The organism is Azohydromonas lata, from assembly GCF_034427735.1.
GTDB lineage: Bacteria > Pseudomonadota > Gammaproteobacteria > Burkholderiales > Burkholderiaceae_C > Azohydromonas > Azohydromonas lata.
The window spans coordinates 1-19833 of the sequence record NZ_JAXOJX010000021.1 but is presented as its reverse complement, the minus strand read 5'-3'; the positions used below and the strand labels follow the sequence as shown (position 1 = coordinate 19833).

The 19833-nt window shown below is 68.4% G+C and carries 16 protein-coding genes and 1 pseudogene; 9 read left to right on the top strand and 8 right to left on the bottom strand.

Features of this window, described 5'->3' with window-relative positions; all coding sequences use genetic code 11:
* Nucleotides 1–39: 39 nt before the first annotated feature.
* The gene (locus tag SM757_RS13880; protein ID WP_322465922.1) at nucleotides 40–1311 is read right to left on the bottom strand and encodes an MFS transporter; all 1272 of its coding nucleotides are present in this window, start codon (nucleotides 1309–1311) and stop codon (nucleotides 40–42) included.
* Between the two features lie 375 nt (nucleotides 1312–1686).
* Here SM757_RS13880 and SM757_RS13875 point away from each other — a divergent pair, with 375 nt between their 5' ends.
* The 3 genes from SM757_RS13875 (at nucleotide 1687) to SM757_RS13865 (ending at nucleotide 3953) form a co-directional block, all read left to right on the top strand.
* On the top strand, nucleotides 1687–2667 hold the full coding sequence (locus tag SM757_RS13875) for a GlxA family transcriptional regulator (RefSeq protein ID WP_066339096.1): 981 nt from the start codon (nucleotides 1687–1689) through the stop codon (nucleotides 2665–2667).
* Nucleotides 2668–2799: 132 nt separating this feature from the next.
* Nucleotides 2800–3279, top strand: coding sequence for a PilZ domain-containing protein (locus SM757_RS13870; RefSeq protein WP_066339098.1), 480 nt, complete (start codon nucleotides 2800–2802; stop codon nucleotides 3277–3279).
* 215 nt (nucleotides 3280–3494) lie between these two features.
* Nucleotides 3495–3953 (top strand): PilZ domain-containing protein, encoded by a 459-nt coding sequence (locus SM757_RS13865; RefSeq protein WP_066339105.1) that lies wholly within the window; start codon nucleotides 3495–3497, stop codon nucleotides 3951–3953.
* 25 nt (nucleotides 3954–3978) lie between these two features.
* On the opposite strand, the gene SM757_RS13860 is transcribed toward SM757_RS13865, so the two are convergent.
* The 5 genes from SM757_RS13860 to apbC are packed head-to-tail and all read right to left on the bottom strand — an operon-like array spanning nucleotide 3979 to nucleotide 9014.
* On the bottom strand, nucleotides 3979–4572 hold the full coding sequence (locus SM757_RS13860; protein ID WP_322465969.1) for a TorD/DmsD family molecular chaperone: 594 nt from the start codon (nucleotides 4570–4572) through the stop codon (nucleotides 3979–3981).
* Between the two features lie 38 nt (nucleotides 4573–4610).
* Entirely contained in the window at nucleotides 4611–6725 is a 2115-nt protein-coding gene (locus tag SM757_RS13855) for a 4Fe-4S binding protein (protein ID WP_322465968.1), read from the bottom strand.
* Nucleotides 6679–7365, bottom strand: a complete 687-nt coding sequence (locus SM757_RS13850; protein ID WP_322465921.1) for a DUF3306 domain-containing protein — start codon at nucleotides 7363–7365, stop codon at nucleotides 6679–6681. The genes SM757_RS13855 and SM757_RS13850 overlap by 47 nt, the downstream gene beginning before the upstream one ends.
* A 52-nt stretch (nucleotides 7366–7417) precedes the next feature.
* Nucleotides 7418–7912: a DUF3305 domain-containing protein gene (locus SM757_RS13845; protein WP_322465920.1), complete on the bottom strand. Its 495-nt coding sequence runs from the start codon at nucleotides 7910–7912 to the stop codon at nucleotides 7418–7420.
* A 10-nt stretch (nucleotides 7913–7922) separates the two neighbouring features.
* Nucleotides 7923–9014 (bottom strand): iron-sulfur cluster carrier protein ApbC, encoded by a 1092-nt coding sequence (apbC, locus tag SM757_RS13840; protein WP_066339125.1) that lies wholly within the window; start codon nucleotides 9012–9014, stop codon nucleotides 7923–7925.
* A gap of 111 nt (nucleotides 9015–9125) precedes the next feature.
* On the opposite strand from apbC, the gene metG reads away from it, so the two are divergent.
* Nucleotides 9126–11222, top strand: a complete 2097-nt coding sequence (gene metG / locus SM757_RS13835) for a methionine--tRNA ligase (protein ID WP_322465919.1) — start codon at nucleotides 9126–9128, stop codon at nucleotides 11220–11222.
* A gap of 147 nt (nucleotides 11223–11369) precedes the next feature.
* On the top strand, nucleotides 11370–13055 hold the full coding sequence (locus tag SM757_RS13830; RefSeq protein ID WP_066339131.1) for a SulP family inorganic anion transporter: 1686 nt from the start codon (nucleotides 11370–11372) through the stop codon (nucleotides 13053–13055).
* Between the two features lie 120 nt (nucleotides 13056–13175).
* Here the strand turns inward: SM757_RS13830 and SM757_RS13825 are convergent, their stop codons facing one another.
* Together SM757_RS13825 and bamE are read right to left on the bottom strand one after the other, a co-directional pair.
* Entirely contained in the window at nucleotides 13176–14090 is a 915-nt protein-coding gene (locus SM757_RS13825) for a CYTH domain-containing protein (RefSeq protein ID WP_322465918.1), read from the bottom strand.
* Nucleotides 14091–14216: 126 nt separating this feature from the next.
* Entirely contained in the window at nucleotides 14217–14717 is a 501-nt protein-coding gene (gene bamE / locus SM757_RS13820) for an outer membrane protein assembly factor BamE domain-containing protein (RefSeq protein ID WP_322465917.1), read from the bottom strand.
* Between the two features lie 978 nt (nucleotides 14718–15695).
* Between bamE and ltrA the strand changes: the two genes are divergently transcribed.
* From ltrA to SM757_RS13800, 4 genes and pseudogenes are all read left to right on the top strand, one after another.
* Complete coding sequence (gene ltrA, locus SM757_RS13815) at nucleotides 15696–17396, top strand: group II intron reverse transcriptase/maturase (RefSeq protein WP_322465916.1); 1701 nt, start codon at nucleotides 15696–15698, stop codon at nucleotides 17394–17396.
* A 158-nt stretch (nucleotides 17397–17554) separates the two neighbouring features.
* The gene (locus tag SM757_RS13810; RefSeq protein WP_066339141.1) at nucleotides 17555–17758 is read left to right on the top strand and encodes a DUF3460 family protein; all 204 of its coding nucleotides are present in this window, start codon (nucleotides 17555–17557) and stop codon (nucleotides 17756–17758) included.
* A gap of 192 nt (nucleotides 17759–17950) precedes the next feature.
* Nucleotides 17951–18769 (top strand): segregation and condensation protein A, encoded by an 819-nt coding sequence (locus SM757_RS13805; protein ID WP_238455849.1) that lies wholly within the window; start codon nucleotides 17951–17953, stop codon nucleotides 18767–18769.
* 272 nt (nucleotides 18770–19041) lie between these two features.
* Nucleotides 19042–19833: pseudogene (locus SM757_RS13800) on the top strand (zinc ribbon domain-containing protein); the annotation flags it as partial.

Genomic DNA, 19833 nt, shown 5'->3' with positions numbered 1-19833 from the left:
AACAGCTCAAACGGCAGCTCCGGCACGGCGGTGCGGCGTTCAGGATGCGCCCGTGGCCCGGCCGGCTGCCGGCGCAAGCGCGGGCGCCGGATCGGCCCCGGGCGCGGGCGGGCGCTCCCCGTCGCGCAAGCCGAAAAAGCTCGCCACGCCGCCCAGCGCCGTGAGCGCGGCCAGCGCCACGGCCAGGCTGCGGCCGCTGCCCGTGAGGTCGAAGCTCCAGGCGCCCAACTGCACCGCGGCGAAGGCGCCGCACTGGTGCATGAGGAACAGCAGGCCGAACACCCGTCCCTTGATGGCCGTGCCGTAGCGCTCGAAGCAGTACATCGAGGTCAGCACCACCGTGCCCAGGTAGCTCGCGCCGAACACCGCGGCAAAGCCCAGGGTCTGCACGTCCGGCCCGCCCGCCAGCAGCAGCGCCATGGCCAGCGAGCGCAGCGCATAGAACACCGCCAGCAGCGCGTGCTTGCGCCAGCGCAGGGCCAGCCAGCCCGTGGCCAGCCCGCTCACCAGCTCCAGCACGCCCAACAGGCTCAGGCTCAAGCCCATGCGCTCGCGCGGAGCCCCCGCGTCCTGCCAGAAGGCCACCAGGTGCACGTCCACGAAGGCCATGGTGGCGCCGCAGCCCATGAAGCCCAGCGCCAGCACGTAAAAGCCCGGGTCGCTTCGCACCTGGCGCCACACCGCCACCGCCGGCCCGGGCTCGGCCGCCGGCTGCGCCAGCCCCGCGCGCCGCAGCGCGCGCGCTCCCCAGGCGGCGGCCAGCGCCACCGGACCCGCCAGCAGCAGCCCAACGGCGGCAAACGCCTGCGTCCACGGCAGGCGCGGCTGCAGCGCAATCCACAGCGGCGACAGCACGATGAAGCCGATGGCCGTGCCGTTGCCCACCAGCGCCAATGCAAAACCCTTATTTCGTTGCTGAAAAAGCCGATCCACCAGTACGCCCATGGGCACGTAGGTCATGGCAGCCAGCGCGAAAGCCCCGCCCAGGCCGTAAGCCGCAACGAAAACCCACAAGGAGCCGGAGAACACCGTGGCCCCCCACAGCGACACGCCCTCCGCCACCGCCCCCAGCACCACCGTGCGCAAGGGGCCGACGCGATCGCTCAACGCTCCCACCAGCGGCGACACCAGCCCCGTCACCAGCATGAATACCGAGCCCGACCACGCAAACCCCGTGCGGCCCTGGCCAAAATGCACCGCCAACTCCGCAAAATAAACCTGGTAGACGCCTTTGACCGTGGTGGACAAAAACATCACCATGAATCCCAGCGCCACCAGCCGGTGAATGAGATACCGTTTTTCGTTTTTCATGAAAACTTGAAAATCACGCCAGACGCCAGCGCAGCTTCAAACTGACGCTTCAGGCAAGCAAACGGCTGAAAGCCCCCTGCAAGGAAATTCCGGCTGTACGCAGGGCCGAATTTTCAATGACCCTTCCGGCTGAAAATCCAGCCGGCGATCCCAACCACTGCAATTTCCAGCCCCGATAAACTTAAGATGGTAGGCATGCCCTCGGATAATCGCGAGCAATCCCGTCGTCGCCAGCAGCAAAAAAACGGACATTTCCTTCCGTGTCTTGGAAAAGCCTAGATACTGTGCGAAAATGAGTTACTTTTCATTACAAGCACCCGTAAATAACACTTTCATGCGGCCCCATCGCACCCCGGGCCGCCAGCAGAGCGAGCAATGATCAACAGGGCATTTTTCCTGGTGCTGCCACGCGTCCACATGCTGGACCTGGCAGGGCCGCTGCAAATCATGGCCACGCTGGACGAATTGGGCATTGCGGGGGTGGGCATCCAGTGCATCGGCCCGGATTCCCAGGTCAGTGCCTTCCAGAAAGTCATGCTGGGCCAGGTGGCTCCGCTGCCTGAAAAACTGGAAGCCGACGACGTGCTTTTTGTTGTCGGCAGCAAACTCGACGACGCGCTGCAAAGCTCACCGGCCTGGAAAACCGCGGTCCAGTGGCTGAGAAAACAATTCCTGGAATACCGTATTCCCGCCCACGTGGCGGCCATTTGCACCGGCACTTTCTTGTTGGGCGACGCCGGCCTGCTCGACGGGCGGCTGTGCACCACGCACCATCATTTTGTCCAGCAACTGCGGCGCAATTTTCCCTTGGCGCAAGTGGTGGACAACAGGGTTTGTGTCCAGGACGGCAAAATATGGACGTCGGCCGGCGTGGCGTCGGGTATCGACCTGGCCCTGCAATTGATCGCCAATGCCTTCGGCGACCACATTGCCATTCAGGTCGCGCGTGAAAACGTGGTCCATTTCCGGCGTTTCGGCAACGACCCGGACCTGGCCGTCAAATTCCGCTACCGCACCCACGGCAATCAGCTCGTCCACACCATGCAGGACGAAATTGCCAACAACCTCTCCCGTGCCTGGACCTGCGAGACGCTGGCGCGCAAGTCCGGCTTCAGCAGCCGCCATCTGGCGCGCATCTTCAAGGCCGAGACCGGCATCACCATGAAGCGCTACCAGATGGAGCTGCGCATGGACCTGGCGCGGCGGCTGATCACCGGCTCCACGCTCACGCTGGAGCGCATCGCCGAGCGCTGCGGCTTCAGCAGCATGCAGGCCTTCCGTTCCAACTGGAACAAGGTCGAGAGCGTCCCGCCCTCGCAATTGCGCCACCAGCAAAGGCAAGCCGAAATGAGCTGAGCACGGGAAGAGCCCTACCCCGGCTCCTCCCCACGAGACGGCGCCCCCGGGCTGGACGGGAGCGGCAACAAGGCGTGTCCAGGGTGACCAAACAATGCGTCATCGCCTTGACCGCCGCGCCCACCTGCCGCCATGTCTACCCCCAGCGCTTTCGAAGATGCCGTCCGCCGCGGCGCCAGGTTGCGCCGCCACGAGCGCGAATACTTCGCCAGCACGGTGCAGTTGCTCACGCCGGGGCGCCGCATCGTGGAGGCGCGCACGCTGGACATCAGCTTGGGCGGCTTGAAGCTGGTGCTGCCGGCCAACCTGGCGATGGGCTCGCGCTGCGGGCTGCGCCTGGTGATCCCGGTGGTGCCCTTCGGGGCCTGCACCCTCGTGGCGGAGGCGGAAGTGGCCAGCATCGTGTTCAGCGGCCGCGAGAACGGCTTCCTGGCCGGGCTGCGCTTCACCACGCTGACGCAGGCGCCGCTCGCCGCGCTGCAGGCCTACCTGCGCGAGCGCTGCGCGCACCGTGCGTACCGGGTGCGCGCGCGGCAACTGGCCGACTCCGCGGGCAGCGCCGTTCCCCTGGCCCTGCCCTTCGCACAAGACAGCGCCGGCAAGCCCAGTTGAGCAAGGCTTGCGCGGCTTTCGCCGCGGATTAAGGCCCGCCGGGGGCCTTTTCTCCAGCCTTCTGGCGGGTGACGCCGCCATATAACCGGGCAGAGGTCCCCGCTCCAGCCGGGGACGGTTGTCCGTCGCACCCGCGCCGCCAGCTCAAGAGCCGCCCGCGCCGGGCTGAACGCAGTACGCATGCGGGCTTATCCCGCTGGCCCAGCCTTCAAGCCATGTGTGCCTTCCGCAGCTTCGCCGACAACACGCCGTCCCACCCCGAGTTCCGCCGCCACGAGCGCGGACGCCTGGCCTGCACCGTGCACCTGCTGTTGCCCGACCGCCGCATCCTGGAGGCACGCACGATGGACATCAGCGTGGGCGGCCTGCGGCTGGTGACGCCGGTGAACCTGCCGCTGCAGACGATGTGCGGCGTCAAGCTGGTGATTCCCGGCATCCCGTCGGGAACGCACACGGTGATGGCGCAGGCGCAGGTGACCAACATCGTGTTCAGCGGCCGGGAGAACGGCTTCCTAGTCGGCCTGCGCTTCACCAGCCTGCCCGCCGGCGGGCTCCAGGCCGTCTCGGACTACCTGAACGAGAAGTTCAAGCACACGACCCACCGGGGCCGCATGGCACGCCCGCAGCACATCCCGGGCAACGACGGCCAGGGCAGCAAGCCGGGCAAGGCCTGAGCCGCCGGCGCCCGCGCGGCGGGCTTCACTCGATCAGGTCAAAACCCTGGGTTTCAACCTGCATGAAGGCCGCCGTGAAGCCGGCCAGCGCCGCATAGAGCCGCGCGCGCGGATGGGCCTGCACGGCCTCGCACAGCCGCTCCACCCAGGGCTGCACGTGGGCGCGGAAGAAGCGCCGCTGCTGCTCCAGGTTGCACAGGGCCACGTCGTCCCCGGCGATGAGCCAGCGCATGACCTCGAACACGCAGGCCACGTGGTCCTCGGTCTCGCCGCGCGCGGGGTCGCGCTCCAGACCCAGCCGCGCCAAGTCCGCGCGCAGCACGGCCAGCGGGCGCTCGTTGAGGAAGCCGGCCAGGTAGTAGGAGCCGTAGACGAACACCTCCGGCTTGCCCAGGCCCTCGAACAGCGCGGCGTACTCGGCCGCCGCGGCCGCCGGGTCGCTCTCGCGCATGGCGCCCACCAGCGCCTGCCAGGGCGCCTCCAGGAAGGCGCCGGGCTGCGGCGCCTGCGTCACGGCCACGGCGAACTGGCGGAACAGCTCTGCGTCCGGCGGCGCCCACCACAGCCGCGCCAGCAGCCCGTAGGCTTCGGCGCGGGCCAGTTCCTCGGCGTCGTCCATGGTGGCCAGGCTCAAGGCCTGCACATCGTCTTGCTTGCTCACAGGTCCGTGATCCGCGTCTCGTTGGGGTTGGAATAGATGTCGATGACGCGGCAGTCGCCGCACATCTTCAGCCGCTGCAGCGCCTCGCCCTGGAACATCGGGTGCCCGGCCAAGCGGCCCAGCATGGCCTCCACCGCCTGCAGCGTGCCGAAAGGCTTGCCGCAGCGTATGCAGCCGTAGGGCTGTGCCTCGTGCAGCACGCGCGGCTGCTTGCGGGCCTTGCCCTCGTCGGCCAGCAGCAGGCGCGGGACGAGCGAGATCGCGTCCTCGGGGCAGGTGCTGGCGCACAGGCCGCACTGCACGCAGTTCTTCTCGATGAAGCGCAGCTGCGGCTTGTCGGGGTTGTCGGCCAGCGCCGCGGCCGGGCAGGCGCCCACGCAGCTCAGGCACAGGGTGCAGCGGCCGGTGTCCACCACCACGGCACCCAAGGGGCTGGCCGCGGGCAGCGCCACGGCGTCCGGCAGCGCCTGCGGCGCCTGCGGCGCCTGCGCCATCAGGTGCTCCAGCGCCAGCTCCAGCGTCACGCGCTTGTCACTTTGCGCCGCGAAGGCCGCGGGCAGGCGCACGGTGGCGGCGGGCGCGGCGCCGCGCAGCGCGGCGTCCAGGGGGGCCAGGTCGCGTGCGTCGCGGGTTTCAAAAACCTGCACGTGCGCGCCGGCGTAGCCCAGGCCCGCCAGCAGCGCGTTGGCCACTGCGGCCTGCTCCCTCAACGCCTCGCGGTACTCGGGAGCCTCTTCCTCGGTCAGCAGGATGAAGATTTGAGAGGCGCCCTGCGCCTTGGCCGTGAGCCACAGCTCCAGGCCGACGCTGGCCGTGTGCCACAGGCCCACGGGCAGCACGCGCGCGGGCAGGCCGTGGATGTCGGCATCGGTGCGCGCGGCCCGGCCCAGGTCGCCCAGCAGGCGCGATCCGGCCCCTTCGCTGTGCAGCAGCAGCGCCGTGTCGCGGCCGCCGGCGCGGGCGTAGGTGGCGAGCAGCGTGCGCAGCCGTTTGCCGGTGGTGGGCGCGTCCGGATAGGCGTAGGCCAGCGCGCCGGTCGGACACACGGTGGTGCAGGCGCCGCAGCCCACGCACAGGTGCGGCTCCACGCGGATGCCGCCGGTGGTGGTGGCCTCGCTGGCGATAGCGCGGGCCGAGCAGATCTGCACGCAGGCGTCGCAGCCCACGCGCTCGTTGCGGCTGTGGGCGCAGAGCTTCTGCTTGTATTGGAAGAACTTGGGCTTCTCGAACTCGCCGGTCAGCTCGCGCAGCTTCAGCACGGCGTCGAACAGGCGGGCGCTGTCGGAGGCGACGTGGAAGTAGCCCTGCGGCAGCGCGTGCTGGCTGAAGGCGGGTGCGGCGCGCAGGTCCAGGACGAGATCAAACGTCTCTGCCATGGACTCCGGCGTGCGGCCGAAATCGATGGCGCCGGCCACGCCGCAGGCCTTCACGCAGGCGCGGTGCGAGGTGCAGCGCGAGAGGTCCACCTGGTAGTCGAAGCCGATGGCGCCCTCGGGGCAGGCGTCCACGCAGGCGTTGCAGCGGGTGCAGAGGTCCAGGTCGATGGGGTTGCCGCTGTCCCAGCGCACCTGGAAGGCGCCCAGCCAGCCGGTGACGGCCGTGACGCGCCCGGCGAACACGGCGCGCTCGCGCCCCTGGGGCAGCGCGCTGCCGGCCTCGCTGAGCAGCAGGGTCACGTCCAGCTTGTCGGCCAGCATGGCGGCGGCGCGCTCGGCGGCTTCGGCCGCGCCGATGACCAGGAGCCGCCCGGCGCTGCGGTAGCTCACCGTGGGCACGGGCTCGGCTTCGGGCAACTGCGCGGCGGCAATCAGCGCGGCGAGCTTGGGCGTGGCGCCGCGCGCGTCCTTGGACCAGCCGCCCGTCTCGCGCAGGTTGACGAAGCGGATGGGTTGTTCCTCGGCCGGCAGCGCCCCTTCGGTCTGCGCGTTGAGCTCCAGGAAGAGGCGTTTTTCCTGCGTGCAGGCCACGAGCAGCTGCTCGCCCGCGGCGGCGGCCGACTTGGCCGCACGCTGGAACTGCACCGCCTCGTGGCGGCACAGCAGCGTGTGCACCGTCTGCAGCCCTTCAGCCTGCGGCAGGGCCCGGGCCAGGCCCGCGCCGTCCAGCGGCATGGTGCGGTTGCAGTTGCAGATCAGGGTCTTCATCGGTGGCGGTGTTCGTCGTGAGCGGCGGCGGCGCCGGGTCGTCGGCCGGCAGCGCGCCGGGGGCGGCGGGCGCGGCGTCGGCCACCGGCGCATCGGGTGCGGGTTCGGCGGCGGATTCGGCGAGCCCGGCAGCCGTGCCGGCCGGCGTGTCCTGGGGGGGCTTCTGGTCCTGGCCCTGGTCCTCCTCCTCGTCGTCGAAGAGGCCCAGCATCTTGGATTGCGCCAACTGGCGCAGCATGCCGGGGGGCAGCGGGTCAGGCTTGTTGTAGTCGTCGATGTAGATGTCGAGACCGTCCATCACGTTGAAGTGTGGATCGGAAAAGAGCTTGCGCAGCGCGGCGTTCTTCACGTCCGGCGCCACGTCGCGGGCGACGAAGCGGGAGTAGTCCGATTCGCGGCCGAGGTTAGAAACGTCCTCCAGCGTGGGCGGCGGCGCGGCGGGCTTTACATCGACCGGCGGCTGGACCTCGGCCGCGGGTTGCGCCGGGACGGTAGCCACCGGCGCTACGGGCGGCGCTGCCAGCGGCGCGGGCTCGGCGGGCGGCTCGCCGCGCGTGACCTGCGCCTTGCGCCGCGACCAGCGGGAGAAGAAGCCGTCGTCGGCCATGCCGTGAAACTCCTGCGTGGACGAAAAGGGAGCGGAAAGAGTAGCGGTCTCGTCAGCCGCCGCGCCCGCGGTCCTCGGGGCGCTGGAAGGAGGCCGGGCGTTGGCGCTTCTTGGGCTCGGGGCGGTAGTGCTCGTCCACGAAGGCCTGCAGCCACTCGCGCACGCCCGCGTGCAGCGGCACGTTGTCCACGCGCTCCTGCGCGTCCAGCCAGCGGCCGGCCTCGTTGTAGGAGAGGCTCACGATCTCGGGGCGGGCGCGGGAGGGGTCTTCGTCATCGACGCGCCACATCACGAACCACACCGGCGAGCCGGCGGAGAGGTTGAGGTAGTAGCCCTCGGCCTCGTCCTTGAACAGCTCCAGCTCGAAGCCGGGGAAGAGGAAGCTGGCCGTCTTGCCGTCGTCGCGCAGCAGCCGCGGCTCGCTGCCGAAGCCGCCCTCGTCAGGCAGCACCTCGGCGATGCGGTGGCGCCAGTCCTCCCAGCGGTTGGGCTGGTGCTCGCGCTCCATCAGGACCGCGACGCGCACCGAGGGACGGCTGGCGGTCATCGACTTGGCTTCAGCTGTTCTTGGAGATGGAAATGGTGGGGAACTTGCTTGAAAAATCCTTGGCCTTGGCGGCGATCTTGATGGCCACCTGGCGCGCCACGGCCTTGTAGATGCCGGCGATCTCGCCGTCGGGGTCGCTCACCACGGTGGGCCGGCCGCTGTCGGCCTGCTCGCGGATGCCCAGGGACAGCGGCAGCGCGCCCAGGTAGTCCACGTTGTATTCGGCGGCCATCTTCTTGCCGCCCTCGGCGCCGAAGATGTGCTCGACGTGGCCGCAGTTGGTGCACACGTGCACGGCCATGTTCTCCACCACGCCCAGGATGGGCACGCCCACCTTCTCGAACATCTTCAGGCCCTTGCGCGCGTCCAGCAGCGCGATGTCCTGCGGGGTCGTCACGATGATGGCGCCGGTGAGCGGCACCTTCTGGCTGAGCGTGAGCTGGATGTCGCCGGTGCCCGGGGGCATGTCGACGATGAGGTAGTCCAGGTCGCCCCAGTTGGTCTGGCGCAGCAGCTGTTCCAGCGCCTGCGTGGCCATGGGGCCGCGCCACACCATGGGGTTGTCGGCCTCGATGAGGAAGCCGATGGACATGACCTGCACGCCGTAGTTCTCCAGCGGCTCCATGGTCTGGCCGTCGGCGCTCTCGGGGCGGCCCTCGATGCCCATCATCATGGGCTGGCTGGGGCCGTAGATGTCGGCGTCCAGGATGCCCACGCGCGCGCCCTCGGCGGCCAGCGCCAGCGCCAGGTTGGCGGTGGTGGTGCTCTTGCCCACGCCGCCCTTGCCGGAGGACACGGCGACGATGTTCTTCACCTTGGGCAGCAGCTGCACGCCGCGCTGCACGGCGTGGGCCGTGATGTCCACGCTCAGGTTGGCGCTGACGTTGCCCACGCCCGGCACGGTGCGCGCGGCGGCGATGAGGGCGCGGCGCAGGCCGGCGATCTGGCTCTTGGCCGGGTAGCCCAGGACGACGTCGAAGCTGACTTCGTCGCCCTCGATGCGCAAATTCTTGAGCTGGCGGGAGGAGACGAAGTCGCGGCCCGTGTTGGGGTCGATGACGGTCTTGAGCGCATCCAGCAGCGCGGCTTCGGTGACGGCCATGTGGTTTGTAGTGAGGCGGTTCTTGAGACGCCGGGCAGTCTATCCGAGGGGGGGTGACCTTGACCCGGAGCCTAGAATCCGGCTTTGCCCCGCGCGCCCAAGAGACCCTTGATGACACGCCAGCTTTTCGTCACCACCGCCCTGCCCTACGCCAATGGCGCGTTCCACATCGGCCACATCATGGAGTACATCCAGGCCGACATCTGGGTTCGCTACCAACGCATGCGCGGCAACCGGGTGCACTTCGTGGGCGCCGATGACGCCCACGGCGCGCCCATCATGATTGCCGCCGAGAAGGTCGGAAAAACCCCACAACAGTTCGTGGCCGAGATCGCCGCCGGGCGCAAGCAGTACCTGGACGGCTTCCACATCGCCTTCGACCACTGGCACTCCACCGACGCGCCCGAGAACCACGCGCTGGCCCAGGACATCTACCGGGCGCTGCGCAAGGAAGGCCTGATCGCCATCCGCAACATCGAGCAGTTCTTCGACCCGGTGAAGTCCATGTTCCTGCCGGACCGCTACATCAAGGGCGAATGCCCCAAGTGCGGCGCCAAGGACCAGTACGGCGACTCCTGCGAGGTCTGCGGCGCGGTGTACGCGCCCACCGAGCTGAAGAACCCCTACTCCACCCTCACCGGCGCCACGCCGGTGATGAAGACCTCCGAGCACCACTTCTTCCAGCTCTCCTCGCCGCGCTGCCTGGAGTTCCTGCAGCAGTGGACGCAGGCCTCCGGGCGGCTGCAGCCGGAAGTGCTCAACAAGATCAAGGAGTGGTTCGCCGCCGACGACGAGGGCCACGTGGGCCTGTCCGACTGGGACATCAGCCGCGACGCGCCTTACTTCGGCATCGAGATCCCCGACGCCCCGGGCAAGTACTTCTACGTCTGGCTTGACGCCCCCGTGGGCTACCTCGCCTCGCTCAAGGCCTGGTTCGACCTGGGCGGCCCCGCCAGGCGCGACGGCGAGACGCGCACGTTCGAGCAGTTCGTGGCCGACCCGGCGGTGGAGCAGTACCACTTCATCGGCAAGGACATCACCTACTTCCACACCCTGTTCTGGCCCGCGATGCTGCATTTCAGCGGCCGCAAGGTGCCGGACAACGTGTTCGTGCACGGCTTCATCACCGTCAGCGGCGAGAAGATGAGCAAGTCGCGCGGCACGGGCATCAGCCCGCTGAAGTACCTGGACATCGGCATGAACGCCGAGTGGCTGCGCTACTACATCGCCGCCAAGCTCAACGCCAAGGTCGAGGACGTGGACTTCAACCCCGACGACTTCGTCGCCCGCGTCAACTCGGACCTCGTCGGCAAGTACGTCAACATCGCCAGCCGCGCCGCCGGCTTCATCGCCAAGCGCTTCGACGGCGTGCTCAGCGCCGACCTGGGCGTGGAAGGCCGCGCCCTGCTGGACGGCCTGCGCGCCGCGCGCGAAGGCATCGAACAGCTCTACGAGGAGCGCGAGTTCGGCAAGGCCGTGCGCGAGGTCATGGCCCTGGCCGACCGCGTCAACGCCTACGTGGACCAGCACAAGCCCTGGGACCTGGCCAAGAAGCCGGAGCTTGCCGCCGCGCTGCACGACGTGTGCAGCACCTGCATCGAAGCTTTCAGATTGCTCACCATCTACCTGAAGCCGGTGCTGCCGTCCGTGGCGGCTCAAGTGGAGAAATTCCTGCAGGTGGAGCCCATGACGTTTGCCGACGCCTCGCGCGCCCTGGGCGCGCACCGCATCGGCCAATACCAGCACCTCATGCAGCGCGTGGACCCCAAGCTGCTGGACGCGCTGTTCGAGCCGCCCGCCGCCGCGGCCGCCCCCGCGGCGCCGGCGGCCGACGCGCCGGAGCTGCCCGGCGGCGAGGCCATCGCGCCCACCATCGGCATCGAGGACTTCACCAAGATCGACCTGCGCATCGCCCGCATCGTCGAGGCGCGCAAGGTCGAGGGCAGCACCAAGCTGCTGCAGCTCACGCTGGACGTGGGCGAAGGCCGCACGCGCAACGTCTTCAGCGGCATCCAGTCGGCCTACGCGCCGGAGCAGCTCGTGGGCAAGCTCACCGTGATGGTGGCCAACCTGGCGCCGCGCAAGATGAAGTTCGGCGTGAGCGAAGGCATGGTGCTGGCGGCCAGCCACGACGACGAGAAGGCGCACCCCGGCATCCACATCCTGGAGCCCTGGCCCGGCGCACAGCCCGGCATGCGGGTGCGCTGATGAACGGGTGCCGGACGCGACCGACCAGCCTCACGGCGGGTCCGTCGCGCCGGCGCCGCTTCATCGCCCTGCGCCACCACTGCGGGCCCCCTCCCGAGACACGCCCCATGGACGTGTCCGCTTGCACAGCATCGAGGAGGGAGTTTCATGCTCGCACTGCACCGCTTCCAGCCGCGCCTCATCCAGGCGCTGCGCGGCTACACCAAGGCCCAGCTCATAGGCGACCTGGGCGCCGGCCTGACCGTCGGCATCGTCGCCCTGCCCCTGGCCATGGCCTTTGCCATCGCCAGCGGGCTCAAGCCTGAACAAGGCATCTTCACCGCCGTCATCGCCGGCTTCCTGATCGCGGCGCTGGGCGGCTCCAACGTCCAGATCGGCGGGCCGGCCGGCGCCTTCATCGTCATCGTCTACGGCATCCAGGCGCAGTACGGCCTGGCCAACCTGATCATCGCCACCATGCTGGCCGGCGTGCTGCTGTTCGCGCTGGGGCTGCTGCGGCTGGGCGCGCTGGTGCGCTACATCCCGGTGGGCATCGTCATCGGCTTCACCAACGGCATCGCCGTGCTCATCGGCCTGTCGCAGCTCAAGGATTTACTCGGCTTGCGCATAGCCAAGATGCCGGCCGACTTCTTCGCGCAGATCCACGCGCTGTGGACGCACATCCACACCCTCAACCCCGCCGCCCTGGCCATGGGCTTGGGCAGCCTCGCGCTGGTGGTGGTGTGGCCCAAGTCCTATGCCATGCCCACCGCGCCCATTGGGCTGCTGCAGAAGCTGCGACGCCATGCGGCGCAGGTGCCGGGCACGGTGATCGCGCTGGTGCTGGCCACGGTCACGGCGCGCGTGGCGGGGCTGGACGTGGAGACCATCGGCTCGCGCTTCGGCGGCATTCCGCAGTCGCTGCCGGCCTTCGCGCTGCCAGCCTTTGAATGGACGAGCGTCAAGCAGCTGCTCATGCCCACGCTGACCATCGCGCTGCTGGGGGCCATCGAGTCGCTGCTGTGCGCGCGCGTGGCCGACAACATGAGCGACCTGCCCCGCCACGATCCCAATCAGGAGCTGATGGCGCAGGGCGTGGCCAATTTCGTGGCGCCGCTGTTCGGCGGCATGCCGGCCACCGGCACCATCGCCCGCACCTCCACCAACGTGCGCAGCGGCGCGCACACGCCCGTGGCGGGCATGGTGCACGCGCTGGTGCTGCTGGCCATCGTGCTGGTGGCGGCCCCCTTGGCGGCGCACGTGCCGCTGTCGGCGCTGGCGGGCATCCTGCTGTTCGTGGCCTGGAACATGGGCGAGTGGCACGAGTTCGCGCGGCTGCGCCAGTTCAAGCTGCCCTACCGCACGGTGATGGTGGGCAGCTTCGTGCTGACGGTGGTGTTCGACCTGACCGTGGCCGTCGAAGCCGGGCTGCTGATGGCCTGCGGCTTCTTCATCCTGCGCATGAGCGACCTCTTCCGCGTCGAGCCGCTGGAGGTGCCCAAGGCGCCGCCCGGCGTGCGGGTGATGCAGGTCTATGGCGCCCTGTTCTTCGGCGCCGTGGGCAAGCTGGAGCCGCTGGCGGCGCAACTGCCGCCGCACACGCGCGTGCTGGTGCTGGAGATGCACCGCCTGGTGGCCCTGGACACGACGGGCGTGGACGCCCTCACGCAACTGGCGCGCGACCTGCAGCGCCGCGGCGTGGGGTTGATATTGGCAGAGCTCAACGAGCAGCCGCTGTCGCTGCTCCAGCGCGCGGGGCTGGAGGACATCCTGGGCGCGCGCTGCCTGTTCCGCACGCTGCAGGAGGCGCTGGCGGTGCAGGCGGCGCAGGAGGACGAGGCGCGGACGGCGTAGCAGGCGGGCTCATCGTTCAGGAATCTGAACGATGGGGGCCATTCAATGGGGGCTCAGCGGGCACGGAAGTGAACGATGGCGGTGTCCCGCGGCGCTGGCTTGCGCGCCGCCACCTTGCCGTCACGCATCCAGCGCCGCCCCCAACCACTCCAGCACCAGCCGGTTGAACCCCGGCGAGCGCAGCAGCTCGCCCGCGGCGGCCAGCGCCTCGGCGTCCGGCCTGGCGGCCACCGCCTCCAGTTGCGCCTTGAACGCCTGCAGCGAGGCCGCCTCCGGCCGCAGCGCCGCCGCGCGCAGACCGTCTTCCACGGCTTCCAGGGCGGCTTGCAGGTGGTCAGGGCCGCCTGAACCGTCGGCCAGCTCAGCGGCGTTGGCCAGGAGCTGGCGCAGCGCGGTGGCCAGGGTGTCGGCCTCCAGCCGCAATGCGGGCACGTGCTGGATGCCGCGCGCCAGGCGCTCGCCGCGCTCGGCCTTGCTGCGCACGTCCAGCCACAGGCCGTGGCGCAGCACGCCTTCGCCGGCCAGGGCCAGCAGCGCGTCCACCGGGCCGCTCAGCAGCTCGTACTCCAGCTCGGACATGGGCGACTCGTCCGCTCCGGCGCGCAGCGCGCCTTCGTCCAGCGCCAGCTCGATCTCGGCGTCGGCCTGGCGCAGCCGCAGCACGGTGCGGTGCACGTCGGTCTCGAAGGTGGGGCGCAGCTCGCGGTCGGCCAGCGCCCGGCGCAGCGCGGCGCCGGCCGGGGTGCCGTCGTGCCGGGCGATGTCGAGCTGCACCGCCTCGCCCGCGCCCAGGCGGACTTCGTGCTCCAGGCGCTGCATCACGCCGTCGCCGCGGCCCTTGAGCGTCTGCACCCAGGCCTCGCCCTCGCGGCGCAGGCGCAGCGCCATGCCGGCGGCGGCCAGGGCGCGGTCGTCCGTGTCGAAGTAGCGCGCCTGCAGCCGCAGCGGCTGGCCGCCTGCGGCGTCCACCTCGGCACGCACGGCGGCGCGGGTGGCGCTCGGGATCTGGAATTTCAGTTCGGTTTCGGTGCTCATGGGGCTTTCGCAATGGGAGCCGGTGGACTGCGGCGGGCCGCAACGCCATCGGATTCATGGCCAACGGAGGCGGCGCCAACGGGTGCGGGGCAAGCACCGCGCTCAGGTTTGGGCTCTTGCCCGGGCTCAGTAGCGCTCGCCGGGGACTTCGTCGATGCGGGCCACGGATTTCACCTTGCCCTCGGCGTCGAAGGTGACGCTGAAGAGTTTTTCCTGCTGGCCGTCGAGGTAGCGCCAGTCCCAGACCTCGGTCTGGCTCAGGCGGTATGGCACGCGCTTGGCGGGGCGGCCGAGCAGGTCGCGCACCGCCTGCTGCGCCATGCCGGGCTGGACCATCTCGAAGTAGCGGGCGGAGAGCACCTGGCGCAGCGCGCTCATGCGCCCGTCCGGGCCGATGGTGATAAGGTAGTTCTGCCGCCCGGCGGGCTGGCGCGGGTACTCCAGCGTCCGGGAGCCGTCCGGCTCCTCGCGCACGCGGTCGGGCTCGCCGAACTGGCGGCGCACGTCGGCCTCGGTGGCCACGCCTTCTTCGAGCTTGTCGATGCGCTGCTCGTCGCAGCCGGCCAACAGCCAGCCCAGCGCCGCGAACAACGCCACTTTCCACCACCGCGTTTCGGGACTGCCCAAAGTTAAAATCCTCGTTTTCGTGCGACACGTGTCGCCGCGTGCCCTCCCTCTGGGGGGTGCTCCCTAGCTGTAGGGCAACACAGCAATAGGAATTCTGCTCTTAGGAGTGGTCTTCCTTGGAAACCTCGTAAGAGGTCACCAGGCCAATAACCTGGTGTTTCAGTTGGGCATTACCTGCTCAGGTAGGGCAATGTCCGCGACGGAAGAGTCTGCGCGAAAGCGTCAGGCAGGACCGTGGCGGAAGTGCGCCTATAGCACCTGAAAGGCAATGCTCCTCTACGCGGCAAAGCTTCGAATTGCCTTGTCACACTTGTCGGGAGACAAGGACGTGACCTGTTGTGCGACCAACAGTAGCCCAAGGTGGCATGCAAGGCTGGCAACGGTCTTGTGTGAAGCCCACCTGACAATGCACTCCCGCTCCGAGCGGTATGTCTCGTCCGTGAGGACAGATATAGAAACTGCCAGCAGAAGGCGGTGGAGAGGCTAGGCTTGTTCTGAACGGGCAACGTATGTGAACTGTCGTTCTAACCCGGGTTAGGATTGAATGGCCAAATCTGCTGTTAGGCCATAGCCAAAAGGCACGCTGCCAGGCTGCACCTGTGGAAACTAGGTGTACGTCGCTGACGCGCAGCCCCGGGAGAGACAGGCCCGTCCCAGACAGATGTTGCGGCTTCGGCCAAGACATCGGTAATTCGAGGAACGTGGTAAGCCCCACTGCTCGCCGATGTGCTTCGGCACGCCGGCAGGGAAGCCGCAAGGCGACCTGTCGAGTGAGGGGGTATGGGATCGTGGAAAAAGCGAACGCCTGGCTGTAATGGCTGGGATAGGGGCTCATGCCCTGCCGCAAAAGCGGGCTGACTTTCACGTGGTGCAGCCGTCGTATGTCGGCTGCTGAGTTCTTCACCGCCCCGAAGGGACGCACGAGCCCTTCGGGGCGGACGTGCGTCCTCAGGCGGGTTTAAACCTGATGAGGAATGCATGGAAGAGATCGTCAGCGATGACGGTTCTGCGTCCTCACACCTGCCCGATTCCTGGCATGCCATTGACTGGCGCCGGGTGGAACAGCAGGTGAGAACAACGCAGATGCGGATTGCGAAGGCAACGCAGACCAGCGATTGGCGCAGGGTGAAAGCCCTGCAACGGTCGCTAACCCGCTCGTTCACTGCCAGGGCACTGGCGGTCCGACGAGTGACTGAAAACCAAGGCAAGCGAACGGCAGGAATCGATCGCACGCTATGGGAAACGCCGACCAGCAAATGGACGGCTGTCAGTGAACTGAAGCAGCAACGGGGTTACAGGCCCTCGCCCTTGCGGCGGGTCTACATCCCGAAGGCCAATGGCAAGGAACGCCCTTTGGGCATTCCAACCATGAAAGACCGGGCGATGCAGGCACTCCACCTGTTGAGCCTGGAACCTGTCGTGGAGTCGCAAAGTGATCCGAACAGCTACGGCTTTCGTCGGAATCGCTGCACGGCTGACGCCATGAGCCAACTGTTCGTCTGCCTATCCAAGAAGGCTTCGGCCCAATGGGTACTGGAAGCGGACATTGAAGGCTGCTTCGACCACATCAACCACGAGTGGCTGGTGAACCACGTCCGCATGGACAGGAACATCGTGCGCAAATGGTTGAAGGCTGGGGTGGTCTACAAAGGCCAACTGACGCCGACAGATGCAGGCACGCCGCAAGGCGGCATCATTTCGCCAACTCTGGCGAACGTGGCACTGAACGGGCTGGAAACTGGTCTGACCGCGCATCTCACTGCACGGTTTGGCAAGTGGAACGGCTCGCTTCTCAAAGTCAATGTCATCCGGTACGCCGACGACTTTGTAATTACCGGAACGTCGAAAGACATTCTGGAAACCGAAGTCCGGCCTTGGGTAGAAACCTTCCTCTCACAAAGAGGATTGCGACTGTCACCGGCAAAGACTCGCGTCACGCACATTGACCAAGGGTTTGACTTCCTGGGCTGGAATTTCCGGAAATATTCTGGAACCCTGCTCATCAAACCAAGCAAGAAAAACGTGCAAGCGTTTTATAGCAAGGTAAAGGAAGCCATAAGAAGCCACCTCATGGTGCAACAGGCCGACCTTATAAAACTGCTAAACCCAATCCTCAAAGGTTGGGCGCAGTACCACCATCCGGTGGTTGCAAAAGCGACCTTCAGCCGCATCGACGCGTTACTTTGGTGGCGCCTGATGCGGTGGGCCATGCGCAGGCATCCAAATAAATCCCGTCAATGGATTGCCAATAAATATTGGCACTCCATAAGTGGGCGAACTGAGTTCGCACTACGGACAGGATTTGTTGAAGGAGAGCCTGTGTGGTTGCGTCTGTACCAACTTGCCGACACGAAAATCGTGCGGCATGTAAAGGTCAAAGGGGACTACAACCCCTTTGATCCCAAATGGGAAGCGTATGGCGAAGACCTGCGCGCGAAGCGTCTGCTGCAAAGCATGGCGTACCGCAAACAGTGGATTTCTCTGTACCTTTCCCAGCGGAAACGATGCGCCCTTTGCATGGAGCCCATCACGACGGAGTCGGGCTGGCACGACCATCACCTGATACCTCGGGTGGAGGGCGGGTCGGATTCCCTCTCCAACCGGGTGCTGCTGCACCCGGTCTGCCATTCGCGCCTACACGCCCTCGGGCTGTCGGTTGCGAAGCCGGCCTCAGCATGAGGCTTAGAGCGTTCGGTCGGATAAAATCGCAGGTTCCGTCCGAACGTTTTTGCTGTGCTTGAGCCGAATGCGGTGAAAGCCGCACGTTCGGTTCTTAGGGGGGGATAGGTCAGCAATGACCCGTCCCTACCCTCCCCACCATTGTCCCGCCGCGCGCCATGCCTCTCTTCTGGAAGCCCTACAAGTCGGAGTTCGGTCAGTTCCTGGACGAGCTGAAGAACAAGAACCCGGAAATGGAAGCGCAGCAGCGTGCCGGCCGCGCCCTGCTGTGGGACCGCCCGCAGGACCGCCAGGCCACCGCCGAATGGCGCGAGGCCCGCGTGCCCCAGCAGCCCTACGTCTACCAGACCAAGGCCGAGTGATCCCGGCGGCGACGGCCGCCCGCAGCACCCTCGATGGCCGTTTCCGCCTCGCTCCCCTTGCCCGCCGCCCAGGCCGACGCCCTGGCGGACGGGCCTGAACCCATCCATACCGTGACGCCGGCCGCGCCCAAGCTGGACGCCGCCGCGGCTGCGCATGCCCCTGTGGCCGCCAACGAGGCGGTGAACGCGGCCATGGACGCGGTCGAAACCGCCGTCGCGCGCCTCTACGGCGAGCCGCTGTTCAAGCTGCCGCAGGACCTCTACATCCCGCCGGACGCGCTGGAGGTCATCCTCGACGCCTTCGAAGGCCCGTTGGACCTGCTGCTCTACCTGATACGGCGGCAGAACTTCAATATCCTCGACATCCCGTTGGCCGAAGTGACGCGCCAGTACCTGGGCTACGTCGAGGAGATCCGCAAGCGCAACCTGGAGCTGGCCAGCGAGTACCTGCTCATGGCGGCCATGCTCATCGAGATCAAGAGCCGGCTGCTGCTGCCCCCGCCCAAGAGCGAGGACGGCGCCGAGCCGGAAGACCCGCGCGCGGAGCTGGTGCGCCGGCTGCTGGAGTACGAGCAGATGAAGCTCGCCGCGGCCCGCATCGACTCGCTGCCCACGCTGGGCCGCGACTTCATGGCCGCGCAGGTGGCCATTGAACAGGCGCTGGAGCCGCCGCTGCCGGAGGTGCGCCCCGACGACCTGCGCGACGCGTGGCTGGCCATCGTCCGCCGCGCCAAGCTCAACCAGAGCCACACCATCACGCGCGAGCAGCTCTCGGTGCGCGAGCACATGAGCATCGTGCTGCGCCGCCTCAAGGAGCGGCCCTACGTGGAGTTCGAAGCCCTCTTCGACGTGCGCCGCGGCCTGCCCGTGCTGGTGGTGACCTTCGTGGCCATGCTGGAGCTGGCGCGCGAGCGGCTGCTGGAGATCACCCAGGCCGAGGCCTTCGCGCCCATCTACGTGTGCCTGGCCTCGCCGGCCCAGGCGCCCGCGGACGAGGACGCCCAAGGCTGAGACCGGCCGTCCCGGGGCGTTCCCGGGCTGCCCGGCCCTGCCCTGGGGGCCGTGCGGGCCCGGTGCGCACCGGCCGGGCGGGGGGCGGCTTGTCCTCCCGGGCAGAGGCGAATCCGACTCCCCTGCAGGTAAGGGGGGGCGCGCCTGACCCCCTGTTCGCACGCATACGCTTCCCAAGCCGTGCGGCAAGGCGCATGGCAAGGGACGCCGACCGGCGGCGGGACGAGCCCGGACGTGCAGCCAGACGAGCCGGCCGGGCGGGATCACAAGCCATGCCCTCTGCACCATCCGCATCCTGGGTCACCGAATGCGCGGCCTGCCGCCACAGCAACCCGGCGCGCGCCCACTTCTGCAACGTCTGCGGCGCCCCGCTGCAATCGCCGGCCGCCGCGGCCGCCCGCGCGGCGCACGCCCCCAGCGCCGGCGCCGCCCCGCAAGCGGAGACCGACGTGGCCGAGCCCAAGGGCTTCATGCTGCATTTCAACGACGACAACACGCTGGCCATCGCGCCGCGCTACACGTCGCCCGACCCCGGCGGCGAGGCCGAGACGTCCAACCCCGCCGCGGCGCCTGGCGGCGAGGGGACGGCCTCGTCCACCATCCACGCCGCCGCGGCGCGGCTGGGCGGCATGCACTTCAGCCTGCCCGCGCCCACCCCCAAGGGGCCCGCTACGGCGCCCGCCTCCCGCGCCAACGCCACGTGGACCGGCCCCACCGTGGCCGCCGCCATGCTGGTCCTCACGGCCCTGGTGGGCACGGGCAGCTACCTCTTGGGCCGCGGCACCGCGCCCACGGCCACGGCCACGCCGGGCTACGACGCGATGCAACTGGCCACTCAAGCCACCGCCGCGACGGCCGCGCCCGCGCTGCAGGGCGCCGCGCCGCTGGCCGGGGCGCAGCCCCTGGGCATGGCGACGGCCGCGCTGCCGGCGGCCGGCGGCGGCAACGCCGTGGCCGACAGCCTGGCGCAGGCGCAGCAGGCGCTGGCCATGTCGAAGGCCAATGCGGCCGCCGGCGCCACCGTGGCGCCCGTGGCGCCGGCCCTGCCCGCGCACCAGACGGCC